This is a genomic window from Streptomyces sp. NPDC058457 (genome assembly GCF_042720695.1).
In the GTDB taxonomy this organism is placed as follows: Bacteria; Actinomycetota; Actinomycetes; order Streptomycetales; family Streptomycetaceae; genus Streptomyces.
Genome location: NZ_JBHXLU010000018.1, coordinates 31,440 through 47,222, shown reverse-complemented (window position 1 = coordinate 47,222; position 15,783 = coordinate 31,440). Strand labels below are relative to the sequence as shown.

Here is a 15,783-nt window from a genome sequence, read left to right as displayed (position 1 = left end):
CTGGTGAGCGTCCTCACCCTCGCCTCAGCCCTCGGCGACCGCAGCTTCCAGTGGCACCGCCTGCTCCACCACCCCACTCCTCGGCGGAAGCAAGGCCAGCACCGCTTCCCGGTCCACCTCGCTCGTCGCGTCGTCGTACGGATCCGGCGTCGCCGGCACCTGGAGCCGCAGTACCGGCCCGTGCCCCAGCCGTGCATACCCCCGCCCCGGCGGCACCTGGGCCAACGGCGTCGTGTGCGGCGGCGCCCCCAGTGCCGCCGCCAGCTCGTCCGGCAGCGCCGGTCCCAGCACGACACGCGCGCGCGTGTGCTGTTGTACCGCCTCGCTCAGCACGTCCGCGCTGTCGAGCTGTTCGGCGACCACCACGGTGACGTTCGCCGCGCGGCCGTGCCGGAGGGGGACCTGGAGGAGGGCCTGCGGGTCCTTGTGGCCGTCCGCCGAGGCCAGATGGACGAAGGCGCTCGGGCGGTCGAGGAGGATCCACAGGGGCCGCCGGCAGTCGTCCGGCGGCGGATGGCCCGCCTGGCGCGCGCGGTTGAGCGCGATGAGCCGCCGTTCCGTCTCGTTCGCGGCCCACTCCAGGCTGGCCAGCGCCCCGGCGAGCCCGCACTCCACGGCGAGGACCCCGTCCCGGCCGGCGAGGCACAGGTACTCGCCGGTGCCGCCGCCCTCGACGATGAGGACGTCGCCGTACCGGAGGGCCTGCAGGGCGACGGAGCGCAGCAGGGTCGAGGTGCCGCTGCCGGGGCGGCCCATGACCAGCAGGTGCGGCTCGGTGGAGCGGGCGCCGGTGCGCCAGACGACCGGCGGTACGTCACGCTGCGCGTCGCCGTACGCGAGCGGGAGTGTGCGCTGGACCTCGCTGGGGTCGGTGAACCCGAGGACCGTCTCGCCCGGCGCGGTGACGAACCGCTGGGCGGCGATGTCGGTGGGCAGCGGGGCGAGGACGGTGACCGTGAGCCGGTTGCCCTCCTCGTCCCACGCGAAGTGGTACTCGCGGCCCCGCCCGGACTTCGCGGTGAGCAGCTGCTCGATCCGCGTGCGGGCCTCGGGCTCGCCGTCCGGGAAGTACGCGGGGTAGCGGAGCAGGAGCTGACCGAGGCGGCCCGCGTCGTCGAACTCGTGGGCGAGGAAGGCCTTCTCCCACTCCCCGCCGTGTGCGTACAGCGGCGCCGGGTCCTCGGCGGCCGAGAAGTACGGCACCAGGGCCTCGTACAGGGACTGGAGCCGCTGGGTCTGCGACTCGTCGGGGCCCTTCGGCGGGGGCGGGGCGTGGTCACGGCCGTGCCAGGCGCTCGCCGCCATCAGGGTGATGACGGCGAGCAGGGGGCCGTACGGCACCAGCGCCACGACCAGGACGACCGAGGCGACCAGGAACAGCAGTGGCCCACGCTTGTCCTTCGGTGTCTCCGCCCACCTGCGCCGCCCGGCCGAGGCCAGCCGGCGCAGCCCGCGCGAGACGGTGATGAGCGGATGGAGTACGTCGGTGGCGCTGTCGGCGGCCGTCCGGGCCAGCTCCCGGCTCCGGGCGAGCTGCGCGCCGCCGTTGCTCAGAATGCGGGGGAGAGGGCGCCGGGCCACTGCTGTCTCCTCACGGTGCGTACGGGCGGGAGGGGCGTCAGAACTTGATGCCGCCGAGCAGGCTCGCCAGGCTCTCGCCGCCTGCCTTGATGCTCGGCGCGATGGCCGTACTCGCGAGGTAGAAGCCGAAGAGCGCCGAGACCGTGGCGTGCGACGGCTTCAGTCCGTCCTTGCGGAAGAAGAGGAAGACGACGATGCCGAGCACGATGACGCCTGAGATGGAGAGGATCATTTGAGGTCTCCTGGTGTCGAAGGGGGACAGTCACCATGAGTTCTTCCAGGATCACAGCAGGTATCCATACGATTAAAGGTGCAATTGGGTGAAATTCTGGGAATTTCACCCAATTGGTGGATCATTCCTGACTCGGGCCGACCGGGTTGGTCGCCTTCCGGTGCGGGAATGTGATCGTTCGGCGGGACTGGGGTGATCTTTACCTCGGGCAGATCCGCTCATGTTCACCCTGGGCCAGTACGCTGACGATTCACTCGTACGGCCCCACGGCCCGCCCGTTGCCGTACGCTCCCTCAGTCCGTGAAAGTCCCCGCAGCGCACAGGAGAGGCGGTTCGGCCGATGAGTGAAGCCCCCGACCCCGAGGTCGTGGAGCTGGCGACCAAGATCTTCGATCTGGCCCGGCAGGGGCGGACCGAGGCGCTCGTGGCGTACCTCGACGCGGGCGTTCCGGCCAACCTCACCAACGACCGCGGGGACTCCCTCGTGATGCTCGCCGCCTATCACGGGCACGCCGACGCGGTGCGCGAACTGCTCGCCCGGGGCGCCGAGGCGGACCGGGTCAACGACCGGGGTCAGACCCCTCTCGCCGGGGCGGTCTTCAAGGGTGAGACGGACGTGGTCAAGGTGCTGGTGGAAGCCGGCGCGGACCCGGCGGCGGGCACTCCGTCGGCCGTCGACACTGCACGGATGTTCGGCAAGACGGAGGTTCTGGAACTGTTCGGTACCTCCTGACCCATCTGTTCTGATCAGCTAAAACACACAAAACGGGGGAGGCGGTACAGGGCCGCCGAAATTTCGGTCGCGGCAGGTCGAAGTGCCGAGTCATCATGACGTCGTGATTCACGGACGCGATGGCTGGGCAGGTGTTGCCGCACCGCGCGGGCCGTGATGCGGCCCGCATGGGCCACTGACGAGAGGCAGAGAGAAATGGTCTACAGCAAGCAAGAGACGGCGGGCGCTCCGACGTTGTGTCACGCGGCCAGGTAGTGCGTGTTCTCCGGTTGCGTCGACGCTTGATGTGAGGCTGTTTCCCATGTTCGATCCGGTCATAGCGCCCAGCGGTACGCTGCTCGGCCTGCTTCAGCGGGGCCGTGGCGACGGCACGCTGCACGCGCTCACCGCCCCGCGCGCCGAAGCGCTCGCGGCGCTGAACCACTGTGTGCTCCGCGACCCCCGCCACGACTGGCAGGTGGAGAACCGCTCCCTGTACTACGCCCGGCTCTACGTCGACCTGCACGGCGAGCTGGACGCCATCGAAGCGCACCTCTTCGACCCCGAGGACGTCCTCGACACCGAGGAGTCACGCACCGGCCTCGCGCTGGCCGTGCTCGGGCACCTCGCCTCCTACGGCAGGCGGGACGCGCTCGAACTGCTGCGCAGGTACGCCGCGAGCGGCTCGAACTGGGCCTGGGCCCTGGACGAGCTGGCGCTGCGCGACGACGACGCGGGCCTGCGCGCCCTCGCCGCCCCGGTGCTCGCGCGCTTCACCACGGACGCCGAGGGCGAGGCCGAGCTGGCCGCCGCCGTACGGGACGCCTTCGAGCCACGGCCCTGGCGGCTGTGGGCCGAGGATCCCCGCGAATCGATCGGCACGCGCGTGCGTGCCGCGCAGGAAACCGGCTGCTTCGACCGCTGGCAGCGCCAGATGCGACCTACCGGGCCCCGGCCGGGGTGGAGCGTGCGGGCCGTCTTCGAATGGGCCCAGCAGGGCGTCGAGCGGGGCGCGGCCCTCCATGTTCCGGCCGCCCGCTGCCTGGTCGCCGTCGCCGGACCCGAGGACCGGCCGGAGATCCTCCAGGCCGCCAAGGACGGCACCGACGGAGCCCGCTGCACCGCCCTGCGCTACCTCGCCGACAGCAACGACCCCGACGCGCTGCACCTCATCGAGGCCGCGGTCACCGACGGCACGGCGACCGTGGTGGAGGCCGCCGTCGACGCCTTCGAACGGATGCGCAGCATCGCCGCCGTCGAGCGCGCCCGGGGCTGGGCCCGCCGCCCCGACGCCCTCGGCGCCGCGGCCGGCCGGATGCTGGCCTGCCGGGGCGGCACCAAGGACAGCGAACTGGTCCTCGCCGCGCTGCGGGAAGCCGTACGCGGTGAAGGCCCGGACGCGCCGACGCTGTGGACCCTCGTCGACGGCACCGGACGACTCGGCATCGTCTGCGCCGCGCCCGTCCTGCGCCACGTCTACCGCGAGACCGCCTCGTCCCACCTCCGCGGCCGCGCCGCCCGCGCCCTGGCCGCCACCGACCCCTCCTTCGCCACCGGCTTCGCCGTCGAATGCCTGTGGGACTGCGAGGAGACCACCCGCGAACTCGCCGCCCGGCACGCCGAGACCGGTGACGCCCGGGTCGTCGAACAGCTCCGCCGGCTCGCCGCCGATCCCGCCGAGGAGGCGGAGGTGCAGACGGCCGTACGCAGCCGTATCGGACCGGACACGGCCGCCATGTGACATATCACTGCAACGCGCAACTGCTTCACCACGGGAACCACGGGGGATCCCGCACACGTTCCATCCGCGGAAGACCGCCCGCCGGGTGAACAACCGGTGACCGGCGGGTCAGCCGGGTGTGGACGCCGGCTGACCCGCTCGGGTGTGCAGGCCAACGCTCATGGGACGTTTAACCATCGGAAAGATCCACTTTGACGCGGCCACGTCCAGCGCGGCGACAACACCGGTATGCGTGTCGTCATCGTGACCGAATCCTTTCCCCCCGATGTGAACGGCGTGGCCCACTGCGCGCTCCAGACCGCCCGACACCTCGTCGATCGCGGTCACGCTCCCCTCGTCGTCGCACCGGCTCCCGCCCCCGGAAACAGGCTCGCCGCGGCCGCCGCGCCCTGCCCTGTCGTCCATGTCCCCTCCCTTCCGCTCCCGGGCTATCCCCAGGTCCGCGTGGCTCTCCCCAGCCGCAAGCTCGCCACCGCGTTGATCGAACACCGCCCCGACGTGGTGCACCTGGCCAGCCCCTTCATCCTCGGCGTCCGCGGCATGGCCGCCGCCGCCCGGCTCGGCATCCCGGCCGTCGCCGTCTACCAGACCGACCTGGCCGGATACGCCCGGACCTACGTGGGCGCCGGCGAGGCGGCCGCCTGGCGGCGGATCCGGTCCGTGCACGGCGCCGCCGACCGCACCCTCGCCCCGTCCACCGCCTCGATCAGCGACCTGGAGGCGCACGGGGTGCCCCGGATCCAGCTGTGGCAGCGCGGTGTGGACACCGTCCGTTTCCGCCCCGAGTTCCGCGACGAGGCGCTGCGCCGCGAGATCGCCCCGAACGGCGAGGTCATCGTCGGCTACGTCGGCCGCCTCGCCCCCGAGAAGCAGGTCGAACTCCTCGCCGGGGTCTGCGGCCTGGAAGGCGTGAAGGTCGTGATCGTGGGCGACGGGCCCGCTCAGGCCCACCTCACCGAGGCGCTGCCCGGCGCGGTGTTCCTCGGCCGCCGCACCGGCGACGACCTCGCCCGGATCTTCGCCTCGTTCGACGTCTTCGCCCACACCGGCCCCTTCGAGACGTTCTGCCAGACCGTCCAGGAGGCCATGGCCAGCGGTGTCCCGGTCGTCGCGCCCGCCGCCGGCGGCCCGATCGACCTGGTCGACCACGGCCGCACCGGGTTCCTGGTCCCGCCGCGCGACGCCGGTGCCGTACGGGAGGCCGTGGCCTCCCTCGTCGCCGACGCCGGGATGCGGGCCGCGTTCGGCCTCGCCGCGCGGGCCACGGTCGAGGGCCGCACCTGGGCCGCCGTCGGCGACCAGCTGATCGGCCACTACGAGGACGTGCTCGCCGCGCGCCGGCCGGTGGTGGCGGCATGAGCGGCACCTCCTCGGGACCCCTGCGCATCGTCCGGCTGGCCAACTTCGTCGCCCCCGCCTCGGGCGGTCTGCGCACCGCTCTGCGCGAGCTCGGCAAGGGCTTCGTGGCGGCCGGGCACGAATCGGTCCTGATCGTGCCGGGCGAGCGCTACTCCGACCGGCACGAGGAGCAGGGCCGGGTCATCACGCTGCCCGGCCCGCTGCTGCCCGGCACCGGCGGCTACCGCGTCCTCGTCGACAAGAAGCGGGTGCAGGACATCCTGGAGCACCTCGCCCCGGACCGCCTGGAGGTGTCCGACCGCACCACCCTGCGCTGGACCGGCCGCTGGGCCCGGCGCGCCCGGATACCCGCGGTGATGGTCTCCCACGAGACCGCCGACGGAGTCCTGCGCACCTGGGGCATGTCCGAGAACATGTCCCGGCGCACCGCCGACGCGCTCAACATCCGTACGGCGCACACGTACGCGCGCGTGGTGTGCACCACCGAGTTCGCCGAGCGCGAGTTCATCCGCATCGGCGCGCGCAATGTCGTACGCGCTCCCCTGGGCGTCGACCTGACGGGCCGCCACCCCGCGCTGTGTGACATGGCACTGCGCGCGCAGTATGCCCGCGAGGACGAGGCCCTGCTCGTCATGTGCTCGCGGCTGTCCGTGGAGAAGCGGCCGGGCACCGCCATCGACGCCGTGGAGGCGCTGGTACGGCGCGGCCGCCGGGTGACCCTGGTCGTCGCCGGCGACGGGCCGCTGCGGACGCGTCTGGAACAGCGGGCGCGCGAGCGCCGGCTGCCGGTGACCTTCCTTGGGCACGTCTCCGACCGGGACACCCTGGGCGCGCTGCAGGCGTCCGCCGACGTCGCCCTGGCGCCCGGACCCGCGGAGACCTTCGGGCTCGCCGCTCTGGAGGCCATGGCCTGCGGGACGCCCGTGGTCGCCAGCGCCTCCTCCGCGCTGCCCGAGGTGATCGGGTCCGCCGGGGCCACGGCGGCCGACCGCGGGGAGGCGTTCGCGGACGCCGTGGAGACGCTCCTGGAGCGCCCCTGCGCCGAACGCAGGGAAACGGCACGCGCGCGTGCCGAGTGCTTCGGCTGGGGAACGGCCGTGGAGGCGTTCCTCGCCGCGCACGACGCGCCGGTGCTGTCCCGTCGCGACGAGAACGGAACGACGGCACCGGTCCGTCGCGTCGTGCCGGAGGGCGTGGCATGAGAGCGGTTCGTTTCGTGGCGCTCGGGGACTCGCTGACCGAGGGTGTGGGCGACCCCGCCGGCGACGGGTGGCGCGGCTGGGCCGCGCTGCTGGCCGGCGGACTCGCCGCGAAGGAGGTGGAGTTCACCAACCTCGCGGTCAGCGGGGCACAGACCCGGGACGTGCTGGAACGCCAGACCCCGGCCGCGCTGGAACTGCGCCCCGACATCGTCGCCGTCGTCATAGGCGTCAACGACACCCTGCGCTGCACCTTCGACATCCACGCGGTGGCCGAACGGCTCGACAAGGTCTACGCGGACCTGACCGCGCAGGGCGCGACCCTGCTCACGGCGTGTCTGCCGGACCCCGGTTCGATGTGGGGGCTGCCGGGCGCCCTGTCCCGCCCGCTGGCCCGCCGGGGGCGTGCGGTCAACATGGTGGTGCACGCCCTGTCCGAGCGGTACGGGGCCGTCCACCTGCACGCGGCGGAGGGCGCCTGGCTCACCGACCGCGACATGTGGAGCGCGGACCGGCTGCACCCGGGCGAGCGCGGGCACCGGCAGCTCGCCGTCCGCTTCCACGCCCTGCTCGCCCCGCTGGGGATGGCGACGGGGAGGGCGCCGTCCTCCGAGCCCGAGTTCCCGCCGCCGACGAAGAAGGCGAGCCTCCTCTGGCTGGCCACGGCCGGCACCGCCTGGGTGATCAGGCGCTGCCGGGACCTGCTGCCCCAGCTGCTGCGGCTGGCCGTCGACGAGATGCGGCACCGCCGCAGGGGCACCAGCGCCCGCCTGGACCTGAGCGCGTCCGCCGCCGTCTCCGCCGCGCTCGCCGCCCTCCAGCCGCCGGAGCGGCCCGCCGACGCCGCGTGACGAGGCCGCCGCGGTGGTTCGGGGGCTGGAGGGCGGTTCAGCGACGGTGTACGGCCACGAAGCGGACCGGGATGCCCGGGACCGCCTGGGCCACCGCCGGGAGGTCGGCGGCGCGGACCACCGCGATCACCGGATAGCCGCCGGTGGTCGGATGATCGGCCAGGAACACCACCGGACGGCCGTCCGGCGGAACCTGCACGGCGCCGAGGACCATGCCCTCGCTGGGGAGTTCACCGGGGCGGGCCCGCTCCAGGGCGGGCCCTTCCGTGCGCAGCCCGATGCGGTTGCTCGCCGACGACACGCGGTACGCGCGCGAGGTGAACGCCCGCACGGCCGCGGGCGTGAACCAGCCGGCCCGCGGGCCGAGCGTCACCCGCAGCACGAGTTCCGCCGGCGGGGACGGCTGCGGAACGACGTCCACGCGCGCGTGCGGGCCCACGGGTGTGCCCAGCGGCAGCACGTCGCCGTCCGCGAGCGGAGCGGGACCGAGCCCGGAGAGCAGATCCGTGGCCCGGCTGCCCAGGACCGGCTCCACGGCGATCCCACCGGAGACGGCCACATAACCCCGTACGCCGGAGCGGGCCGCGCCCACCTCCAGAAGTTCCCCGGCCGAAACCACGAGGGGCGCGCCCCAGGCCGCCGGGCGCCCGCCCACCGCGACGGGGCACGGCGCACCGCCGACCGCCACCACGACGGTCGAACGCGGCCGCACGGCACACCCGTTGAGCGTCGTCTCCAGAACGGCCGCGTCCGGTGCGTTGCCGACCAGCCGGTTCACGAGCGCCGCGGCGGGCATGTCCAGCGCCCCGGAGCGGGGCACCCCCAGATGCGCGTACCCGGGCCGCCCCCGGTCCTGCACGGTGGTCAGCGCCCCGGCCCGTACGACGACGAGCGCGCGGTCGGTCATGCCTCCCCCACCGGCACGAACCGCACGCGCGTCCCCGGCGCCAGCAGCGCGGCCGGCACGCGTGTGTGGTCCCACAGCACCGCGTCCGTCGTCCCGATCAGCTGCCAGCCGCCCGGCGACGACCGCGGGTACACACCGGTGTAGGGCCCGGCCAGCGCCACCGAGCCCGCGGGCACCGCGGTACGCGGGGTGGCCCGGCGCGGCACGTCGTAGCGGTCCGGGAGTCCGGTGAGGTAGCCGAAACCGGGCGCGAAGCCGCAGAAGGCGACCGTGAACTCGGTCTCCGCGTGGATACGGGCCACCTCCCGCTCGGGCACCCGCCAGTGGGCGGCGACCTCGGCGAGGTCCGGGCCGTCGTAGCGCACGGGCAGTTCGATCGCCGCACGCGCGCGTGGGGGAGTGGGCGGGACCACGGTGGCGGCCAGTTCGGTGGCCCGCCGGGCCGGGTCGTCGAGGCCGTCGAGCAGGACGGTGCGGGCGGCGGGCACGATCTCGCGGACCGACAGCGAGCCCTCCGCGCGGCGGCGCAGCAACTCGGCGTGCAGGGCCTGGGCCTCCGCGCCGGAGCCGACCTCGACCAGGAGGGCGTCGTCGCCGACGAGGTGGACCGTCATGGGCGTGGCCGACTGCGGGTTCGTGCTCACGCTCGTGTTCACACTCGTCCTCATGCGAAGGCCGCCACGGTCACGCCCGCCGCCGCGAGCCGCGCACGCACCCTGCGCGCCAGCTCCACGGCGCCCGGGGTGTCGCCATGCAGGCAGAGTGAGCGGGCACGCACGGTGATACGCGCGCCGGAGTGCGAGGTGACCGCGCCGGAGCGCGCCAGTTCCACCGAGCGCTCCACGACCGTCTCCGGGTCGCTCACCACCGCGCCCTCGTGCCCGCGCGGGACCAGCGTCCCCTGGTCGGTGTACGCCCGGTCCGCGAACGCCTCCGTGACGGCCGGCAGCCCCGCCTGCTCCGCCAACGCGAGCACCCGGGAACCGGGCAGCCCCAGGACGGGCAGCGAGGCGTCCGCGAGGAGCACGCCGTCGACCACCGCGGCGGCCTGCTCCTCGTCGTGCACGACCCGGTTGTAGAGCGCGCCGTGCGGCTTCACGTACGCCACGCGCGCGCCGGCCGCACGGGCGAAGACCTCGAGGGCGCCGATCTGGTAGGCCACCTCGGCCGCCAGCTCGGCGGGCGGCACGTCCATCGCGCGCCGCCCGAACCCGGCCAGGTCCCGGTAGGACACCTGGGCGCCGATCGTCACCCCGCGCCCGGCCGCCAGTTCGCACACCCGCCGCATGGTGGCCGCGTCCCCCGCATGGAAGCCACAGGCCACATTGGCGCTGGTCACGACGGACAGCAGCTGCTCGTCGTCGGTGAGCCGCCAGCGGCCGAAGCCCTCGCCGAGGTCGGCGTTCAGGTCGATCGAGGTCATGGATGCGCTGTCTCTCCTGTCAGGCCACGCGGTACTGCTCGTCGCGGGCGTCGGTGATGAACATCTGGCCCGGCGCGTGCGTGATGGCGAACGGCGGCCGGGACGCCATCACCGCCGCCTGCGGGGTCACTCCGCACGCCCAGAACACCGGGATGTCGTCCGGGTCGGCGTCCACCGGGTCGCCGAAGTCGGGCCGGCCGAGGTCCTCGATGCCCAGTGCCGAAGGATCGCCGCAGTGTACGGGGCCGCCGTGCACCGCCGGGAACAGACTGCTCTCCCGGATCGCGGCCGAAAGATGCCGCGGCGGCACCGGGCGCATGGACACCACCAGCGGCCCCTGCAGCCGCCCAGCCGGACGGCACGGCCGGCTGGTCACGTACATGGGCACGTTCCGGCCCTGCTCGACATGGCGTATCGGCACCCCGGCCCCGGCCAGCGCCCACTCGAACGTGAAGCTGCACCCGAGCAGGAACGACACCAGATCGTCCCGCCAGTACGCGCGCGCGTCCCTCGGCTCGTCCACCAGCTCCCCGTCCCGCCACACCCGGTAGCGCGGCAGGTCGGTACGCAGGTCCGCGCCCTCCGCGAGCACCGTGCCCGTGGCACCGGCGTCGGTGACGTCGAGCACCGGACAGGGCTTCGGATTGCGCTGGCAGAACAGCAGCATGTCGTACGCCCAGTCGGCGGGCACCGAGATCAGGTTGGCCTGCGTATGACCGGCCGCGACCCCGGCCGTGGGGCCCGTGAGGCCCTCCCGGAAGCGGGCCCGGGCATTTCTCGGGCGCCACGCGTGCGCGTGCTCGTCGACGAGCGTGACGGGACGGTCTGCCGTGGCCGGGAGGTCTTCCGCGGCCAGGGTGAGAACGTGATCTTCCGTACGGTTCACGCCAGTTCCTTCCCACGCGTCTCCGGCAGTCCGAACAGGGCCAGGGCGGCGAGTGCGTAGCCGGCCGCGCCGAAGACCAGCGCGCCGCCCACGCCCCAGCTGTCGGCCAGGAAGCCCACCAGGGTCGGGAAGACCGCGCCCACCGCGCGGCCCGCGTTGTAGGTGAAGCCCTGCCCGGTGCCGCGCACCGCCGTCGGGTACAGCTCGCTCAGGTACGAACCGAAGCCGCTGAAGATCGCCGACATACAGAAGCCGAGCGGGAAACCGAGCATCAGGAGCAGCGTGTTGGCGCCGCCCGGGATGTTCGCGTACGCCAGCACGCAGGCCGCCGACAGCACCGCGAACAGCCAGATGTTGCGGCGCCGGCCCAGCCGGTCGGTGAGGTAGCCGCCGGTGAGGTAGCCGAGGAACGCTCCCGAGATCAGGAACGTCAGATAGCCGCCGGTGCCGACCACCGACAGACCGCGCTCGGTCTTGAGATACGTCGGGATCCAGGTGGCCAGCGTGTAGTAGCCGCCCTGGACACCCGTGGACAGCAGGCCCGCGAAGACCGTCGTGCGCAGCAGACCGGGTGCGTCGGCCGTGCCCGGCCGGAAGATCGTGGCGAACGAGCCGCGTTGCGGGCTCTGTTCGCGTACCGCGACCGCCTGCGGGGCGTCGTGCACCCGGCGCCGCACCCACACTACGAGGAGCGCGGGCAGCGCGCCGGTCCAGAACATCACCCGCCAGGCCATGTCGTCGCCGACGAACGAGAAGACCAGCGTGTACACGATCGCGGCGAGAGCCCAGCCGACGGCCCAGGAACTCTGGATCGCGCCCAGCGTGCGGCCTCGGTGCCGGGCGCTCGCGTACTCGGCGACCAGGATCGCGCCGACCGCCCACTCGCCGCCGAAACCGAGGCCCTGGAGGGCGCGGAACGCCAGCAGGGTCTCGTAGTTGGGTGCGAAGCCGCAGGCCACCGTGAAGACCGCGTAGGTGACCACCGTGATCATCAGCGCGCGGACCCGGCCGACCCGGTCCGCGAACACGCCCGCCGCGGCGCCGCCGACCGCGGAGACCACCAGGGTGACGGTGGTGAACAGGCCGGTCTGGCCGCTGTCCAGACCGAAGTACGCCGCGAGCGCGACCATGCTCAGCGGGAGGGTGAAGTAGTCGTACGAATCCAGGGCATATCCGCCGAAAGCACCGGCGAACGCACGCCGGCCGCGCGGACCGAGGGCGCGCAACCAGCCGAACGCGCCGTCCTCGGCCGTGCGTTCACCCATGCCCGGGTGCGCGTCGGAGGTCAGGGCCTGCGGTGGAGGAGTCGTGCTCATGGGCACCTCGCAGAAGAGGGACGGAGGGTGCGGGGACTGAGCAGTGCGGGGCCGTACAGAGGGCCGTGCCAAGAGCCGTGCCAAGGGCCGTACAAGGTGAGCGTGATGAGCACCGTAGAGGATCGTTCAACGATCCTTCAATACCCACGTTGTTTCGTTCCTGTGTCTGCGGTTGAATTCCGGGCATGGCAGAGCAGCTGACGGGACTGGCCGACGACCGCGCCCTCCTCGGGCGGACGAGCACCGCCGAACGGGTCTCCGACATCCTCAGGAGCCGTATCGCGGACGGTTACTTCCCGCCAGGTACCCGCCTGTCCGAGGACGGCATCGGCGGCGCGCTCGGCGTCTCCCGCAACACCCTGCGCGAGGCGTTCCGGCTGCTCACCCACGAGCGCCTGCTGGTCCACGAACTCAACCGGGGCGTCTTCGTCCGGGTCCTGACCGTCGAGGACGTCGAGGACATCTACCGCACCCGCGCCCTCGTCGAGTGCGCCGTCGTACGCGGCCTCGGCGAGCCGCCGTACGCCCTGGAGAGCCTGTCGGCGGCGGTCGCCGAGGGGCAGTCGGCGGCCACCGCGGATGACTGGAAAGCGGTGGGTACGGCCAATATCCACTTCCACCGGGAACTCGTCGCCCTGGCCGGCAGCGAACGTACCGACGAGCTGATGCGCAGCGTCTTCGCGGAACTCCGCCTCGCGTTCCACGTGGTCGACGACCCCCACGCCCTGCACGAGCCGTACCTGGCCCGCAACCGGGAGATCCTGGAGGCGTTGGAGGACGGGGACAGGCGCGGCGCCGAGCGTCTGCTGGAGACGTACCTCACGGACTCCCTGGAACGAGTGGTGGAGGTCTACCGACGCCGAGTGGACAGCGCCCCGTAAGTCTCAGCGCCCCGTCAGGGGCGCGGGGAACTGCGCGCCCAGCCCCCACCGGCCCGCACTCTGACAACCGTCCTGCGGTACCCGGCCCCACCGGCGGAGCCACCCGCGTCGTTTGGGCCGATGTCAGACCCAGGACCTAGTCTGTGCACCGTGACTTCGCCTGCATCGACGGACAGCGTTCCGCCCCAGCTCAGCGCGGGGCCGCGCCCCGCCCCGGGGCCGGCCGCCGACGAGGGGCTGGCGCGGCGGCTGCGCGCGCTCGCGTGCACCGCGCCGCTGCACGACCTCGACGCACGCAAGGCGAACCTGGCCGGCGAGTACTCGGTGTACGGCATGGCCGAGGTGGCCCTCTCCGCCATCGACCTGGTCACCCTGAACATGGACTTCGACACCGGCGCCGACCACGAGCAGATCGTCGCCCGGCTGATCCCGCGCATCTCCGCCCAGACCCCGCACCGCCCGGTCGCCGAGCACGAGCGCGTGGCCCGCTGGGTCCTGGAGAACCTGATCAACGTCGGCAGCGTCGACCGCGGCTTCCGCGCGGTGTACGGCACTTTCGCGCCGGACGGGTCGTACGTCCGGCGGGACTACGACTTCAAGCTCATCGAGGAGGTGCCGGGCCCCGGCGGCACGGTGTACCTCCGTACCACCGACGAGGCGGTCAACGTCCTGGTCGGCGCCCTCGACACGGACGTCACCAGCGCCCAGATCGCTGCCGAGGTCAAGCTCGAGGTGCTGATCAACCGCGGCCGGCTCGCCGACGCCCAGCTCGCCGCGGAGCAGGCCCGCTACCGGACCGTGCAGTACTCCGAGAGCCTGCGCCGGGCCCTGGAGGCCACCCGGCGCAATGTCCGCGCGGTGGACTGGCTCAACGCCGTCCCCGACATGATCGCCGAGGCCCTCGACCACGTCGCCGACCGGTACCGGCACGAGAACGCGATCCTCACCAACATCCGCAAGGCCCGCGACGAGACCGAGGAGCCCGAGAACAAGCGGCGCGCCGCCGAGCTCGTCGACATCGTCAAGGACTGCATCCGACGGCACACCCAGTTGCAGTCGCGACTGCTGGAGGCCGGGCCGCTGTTCCGCGCGGAGCAGGACCGGCAGGCGTTCGCGACGCCCATGACGACGTCGGGGACGGACCTGTACGGACACCTTCTCGCGCCGCTGCTGCCGTTGCCGCTGGAGCAGGCGAGCCGGGTCACAGGGGCGTTCTTCGCGCGCGGGACCGGACTGCGGACGCCGGTGTCGGTGCGGGTGGGCGACCTCGTCGACATACTGCTGACGCCGCCGGTGGAGCGGGAGCACCTGGGCGCGGAGATGCCGGAGCCGGACCTCATCGCCACGCCGGACGACAGCCGGTTCAGCGAGGAGCAGCTGGCGGACGCCATGCGGTTGCTGGACCTGCCGGCCGACGCGCCTCGGCGGCTGTCGGGGCTGCTGGCGGAGGCGCGGCGAATCGGGGGCGACGAGGGGGAGGATCTGGCGTACCTCGTTGCGTTGCTGGCGGTGCACGCTGCAAGCCCGGCCGTCGGCACGGCCTACCGGCAGGGCGAGCAGAAGCTGCTGTTCGCGGTGGACGACGGTACGGAGCTGGACGACCCCGGATTCGGTGGTGCCGATCTGATCGTGGGGACTGCTTTGCTGGATGCGGTGGGGATGGCTGCGGATCGGACCGAGGCCGCGTGATGTCGTGTGCCGGGTGCGGGCCGGTGGGGGCTTCTCGCGCCCACGCGGCGGTAGCCGCAAATTCAACACAGCCCCGCGCCCCTGCAGGGGCGCACCAGTGCACCCCTGCTTTCAAGATCGAGGAGTTGTCGTTGTGAGCGAGTACGTCGAGGCTGAAGCGGCTGTCGCGTCAGCGAGCGCTGCCGTCACGCCCGCCGATGCCGCCGACGCGGCTCGGCTCGTCGCCTTCGGGTTGCAGCCCAAGTTGCAGCCCGCGCGTGATCAGGAGTACACCGACCTGCTGCGGCGGTACCGGGAGGACCCTCCGTTCGCGCGGCTCGCCGATGCCGTGGCGGCCGGGCTGGGGCTCGTGGTCCTTGAGGTGTCGCCCCGCGCGGGGATGGCCGTGACCGCCGCCGAGGACTCGGTGTTCGCCGTTCGCATGGGCGACTACGCACGTCGCACGTCCGCGGACGGCAGCGACCGGTTCCTGCACGGGCTCGCCCATCTCGCCGTCGCCGCGCTGGCGTTCCCGCGCCCCGAGGACCTGGCCGACGACGGCTACATCGGGCGGATCACGGTCAACGGCGTCGACGCCTTCGTCCGGCAGGCCTGCCGCCGCCTGGAGGAGCGGGCCGACGAGCTGGGGGAGAACACCGACCCGGCCACCGACGCGCCCGGCCTGGAGGCCGCCTGGCGGATCTGGGCCAGACGCAGCGCCACCGGCGCCACCAAGGACGCCCGCCGGCTGGCCGGTTCCACCACCGGCATCATCGGCAAGGCGGTGGTGTTCCTCACCGACTCCGGGTTCCTCCAGCGCACTGGTGACGACCAGGGCGGCACGTACCGCACGACGGCCCGCTACCAGCTGCAGGTGCGGGACATGGCCGGCAGCGCCGCCATGGCCGAGCTGCTGGAACTCGGCGTCGTCCCGGTCACCGACGGCACGGCCAGCCTGCTGCCCGCCTCGGACACCGAGGACCTGGACCTGGTCGCCGACGCCGGTCTGCCGTTCCACTCCTGAGCC

At 73.1% G+C, this 15,783-nt stretch carries 16 protein-coding genes; 8 read left to right on the top strand and 8 right to left on the bottom strand.

The window, feature by feature from the left end; translation table 11 throughout:
* Positions 1 to 24 precede the first annotated feature (24 nt).
* Both ACFWPS_RS17150 and ACFWPS_RS17145 read right to left on the bottom strand, forming a co-directional pair.
* On the bottom strand, positions 25 to 1,581 hold the full coding sequence (locus tag ACFWPS_RS17150; protein ID WP_383705796.1) for a hypothetical protein: 1,557 nt from the start codon (positions 1,579 to 1,581) through the stop codon (positions 25 to 27).
* A gap of 37 nt (positions 1,582 to 1,618) precedes the next feature.
* Positions 1,619 to 1,813 carry a hypothetical protein gene (locus ACFWPS_RS17145; protein WP_189268091.1) on the bottom strand — a complete coding sequence of 65 codons (195 nt, stop codon included), beginning with the start codon at positions 1,811 to 1,813 and terminating at the stop codon, positions 1,619 to 1,621.
* 340 nt (positions 1,814 to 2,153) lie between these two features.
* Between ACFWPS_RS17145 and ACFWPS_RS17140 the strand changes: the two genes are divergently transcribed.
* Entirely contained in the window at positions 2,154 to 2,546 is a 393-nt protein-coding gene (locus ACFWPS_RS17140; protein ID WP_383705794.1) for an ankyrin repeat domain-containing protein, read from the top strand.
* A 301-nt stretch (positions 2,547 to 2,847) separates the two neighbouring features.
* Positions 2,848 to 4,266 (top strand): HEAT repeat domain-containing protein, encoded by a 1,419-nt coding sequence (locus ACFWPS_RS17135; protein WP_383705792.1) that lies wholly within the window; start codon positions 2,848 to 2,850, stop codon positions 4,264 to 4,266.
* Positions 4,267 to 4,374: 108 nt separating this feature from the next.
* Here ACFWPS_RS17135 and ACFWPS_RS17130 read toward each other — a convergent pair whose 3' ends face one another.
* Complete coding sequence (locus tag ACFWPS_RS17130) at positions 4,375 to 4,593, bottom strand: hypothetical protein (protein WP_383705946.1); 219 nt, start codon at positions 4,591 to 4,593, stop codon at positions 4,375 to 4,377.
* Between ACFWPS_RS17130 and ACFWPS_RS17125 the strand changes: the two genes are divergently transcribed.
* The 3 genes from ACFWPS_RS17125 to ACFWPS_RS17115 are packed head-to-tail and all read left to right on the top strand — an operon-like array spanning position 4,495 to position 7,675.
* Positions 4,495 to 5,625 carry a glycosyltransferase family 4 protein gene (locus ACFWPS_RS17125; protein ID WP_383705790.1) on the top strand — a complete coding sequence of 377 codons (1,131 nt, stop codon included), beginning with the start codon at positions 4,495 to 4,497 and terminating at the stop codon, positions 5,623 to 5,625. The two genes, ACFWPS_RS17130 and ACFWPS_RS17125, sit on opposite strands and share 99 nt — an antisense overlap.
* On the top strand, positions 5,622 to 6,827 hold the full coding sequence (locus tag ACFWPS_RS17120; RefSeq protein ID WP_383705788.1) for a glycosyltransferase: 1,206 nt from the start codon (positions 5,622 to 5,624) through the stop codon (positions 6,825 to 6,827). The genes ACFWPS_RS17125 and ACFWPS_RS17120 overlap by 4 nt, the downstream gene beginning before the upstream one ends.
* Entirely contained in the window at positions 6,824 to 7,675 is an 852-nt protein-coding gene (locus ACFWPS_RS17115; protein ID WP_383705786.1) for an SGNH/GDSL hydrolase family protein, read from the top strand. Before ACFWPS_RS17120 ends, ACFWPS_RS17115 begins: the two co-directional genes overlap by 4 nt.
* Before the next feature lie 37 nt (positions 7,676 to 7,712).
* Here ACFWPS_RS17115 and ACFWPS_RS17110 read toward each other — a convergent pair whose 3' ends face one another.
* The 5 genes from ACFWPS_RS17110 to ACFWPS_RS17090 are packed head-to-tail and all read right to left on the bottom strand — an operon-like array spanning position 7,713 to position 12,207.
* Positions 7,713 to 8,582, bottom strand: a complete 870-nt coding sequence (locus tag ACFWPS_RS17110) for a biotin-dependent carboxyltransferase family protein (protein ID WP_383705784.1) — start codon at positions 8,580 to 8,582, stop codon at positions 7,713 to 7,715.
* Entirely contained in the window at positions 8,579 to 9,196 is a 618-nt protein-coding gene (gene pxpB / locus ACFWPS_RS17105) for a 5-oxoprolinase subunit PxpB (protein ID WP_383705936.1), read from the bottom strand. The genes ACFWPS_RS17110 and pxpB overlap by 4 nt, the downstream gene beginning before the upstream one ends.
* A gap of 50 nt (positions 9,197 to 9,246) precedes the next feature.
* A complete protein-coding gene (locus tag ACFWPS_RS17100) occupies positions 9,247 to 10,005 on the bottom strand; it encodes a LamB/YcsF family protein (protein ID WP_383705782.1) in 759 nt (252 codons plus the stop codon).
* 19 nt (positions 10,006 to 10,024) lie between these two features.
* The gene (locus tag ACFWPS_RS17095; protein ID WP_383705934.1) at positions 10,025 to 10,861 is read right to left on the bottom strand and encodes a putative hydro-lyase; all 837 of its coding nucleotides are present in this window, start codon (positions 10,859 to 10,861) and stop codon (positions 10,025 to 10,027) included.
* A gap of 26 nt (positions 10,862 to 10,887) precedes the next feature.
* Complete coding sequence (locus tag ACFWPS_RS17090; RefSeq protein WP_383705780.1) at positions 10,888 to 12,207, bottom strand: MFS transporter; 1,320 nt, start codon at positions 12,205 to 12,207, stop codon at positions 10,888 to 10,890.
* A gap of 185 nt (positions 12,208 to 12,392) precedes the next feature.
* Here ACFWPS_RS17090 and ACFWPS_RS17085 point away from each other — a divergent pair, with 185 nt between their 5' ends.
* From ACFWPS_RS17085 to ACFWPS_RS17075, 3 genes are all read left to right on the top strand, one after another.
* Complete coding sequence (locus ACFWPS_RS17085) at positions 12,393 to 13,088, top strand: GntR family transcriptional regulator (RefSeq protein WP_383705778.1); 696 nt, start codon at positions 12,393 to 12,395, stop codon at positions 13,086 to 13,088.
* Positions 13,089 to 13,238: 150 nt separating this feature from the next.
* The gene (locus ACFWPS_RS17080; protein ID WP_383705776.1) at positions 13,239 to 14,777 is read left to right on the top strand and encodes a hypothetical protein; all 1,539 of its coding nucleotides are present in this window, start codon (positions 13,239 to 13,241) and stop codon (positions 14,775 to 14,777) included.
* 133 nt (positions 14,778 to 14,910) lie between these two features.
* Positions 14,911 to 15,780, top strand: coding sequence for a hypothetical protein (locus tag ACFWPS_RS17075; RefSeq protein WP_383705774.1), 870 nt, complete (start codon positions 14,911 to 14,913; stop codon positions 15,778 to 15,780).
* Positions 15,781 to 15,783 lie beyond the last annotated feature (3 nt).

Bases quoted from the DNA above. Each gene is read 5' to 3' on its own strand.
- ACFWPS_RS17110 (WP_383705784.1), bottom strand. From the start codon at position 8,582: ATGACCGACCGCGCGCTCGTCGTCGTACGGGCCGGGGCGCTGACCACC.
- ACFWPS_RS17135 (WP_383705792.1), top strand. From the start codon at position 2,848: ATGTTCGATCCGGTCATAGCGCCCAGCGGTACGCTGCTCGGCCTGCTT.
- ACFWPS_RS17100 (WP_383705782.1), bottom strand. From the start codon at position 10,005: ATGACCTCGATCGACCTGAACGCCGACCTCGGCGAGGGCTTCGGCCGC.
- ACFWPS_RS17145 (WP_189268091.1), bottom strand. From the start codon at position 1,813: ATGATCCTCTCCATCTCAGGCGTCATCGTGCTCGGCATCGTCGTCTTC.
- pxpB (WP_383705936.1), bottom strand. From the start codon at position 9,196: ATGACGGTCCACCTCGTCGGCGACGACGCCCTCCTGGTCGAGGTCGGC.
- ACFWPS_RS17120 (WP_383705788.1), top strand. From the start codon at position 5,622: ATGAGCGGCACCTCCTCGGGACCCCTGCGCATCGTCCGGCTGGCCAAC.
- ACFWPS_RS17140 (WP_383705794.1), top strand. From the start codon at position 2,154: ATGAGTGAAGCCCCCGACCCCGAGGTCGTGGAGCTGGCGACCAAGATC.
- ACFWPS_RS17090 (WP_383705780.1), bottom strand. From the start codon at position 12,207: ATGAGCACGACTCCTCCACCGCAGGCCCTGACCTCCGACGCGCACCCG.
- ACFWPS_RS17125 (WP_383705790.1), top strand. From the start codon at position 4,495: ATGCGTGTCGTCATCGTGACCGAATCCTTTCCCCCCGATGTGAACGGC.
- ACFWPS_RS17115 (WP_383705786.1), top strand. From the start codon at position 6,824: ATGAGAGCGGTTCGTTTCGTGGCGCTCGGGGACTCGCTGACCGAGGGT.
- ACFWPS_RS17085 (WP_383705778.1), top strand. From the start codon at position 12,393: ATGGCAGAGCAGCTGACGGGACTGGCCGACGACCGCGCCCTCCTCGGG.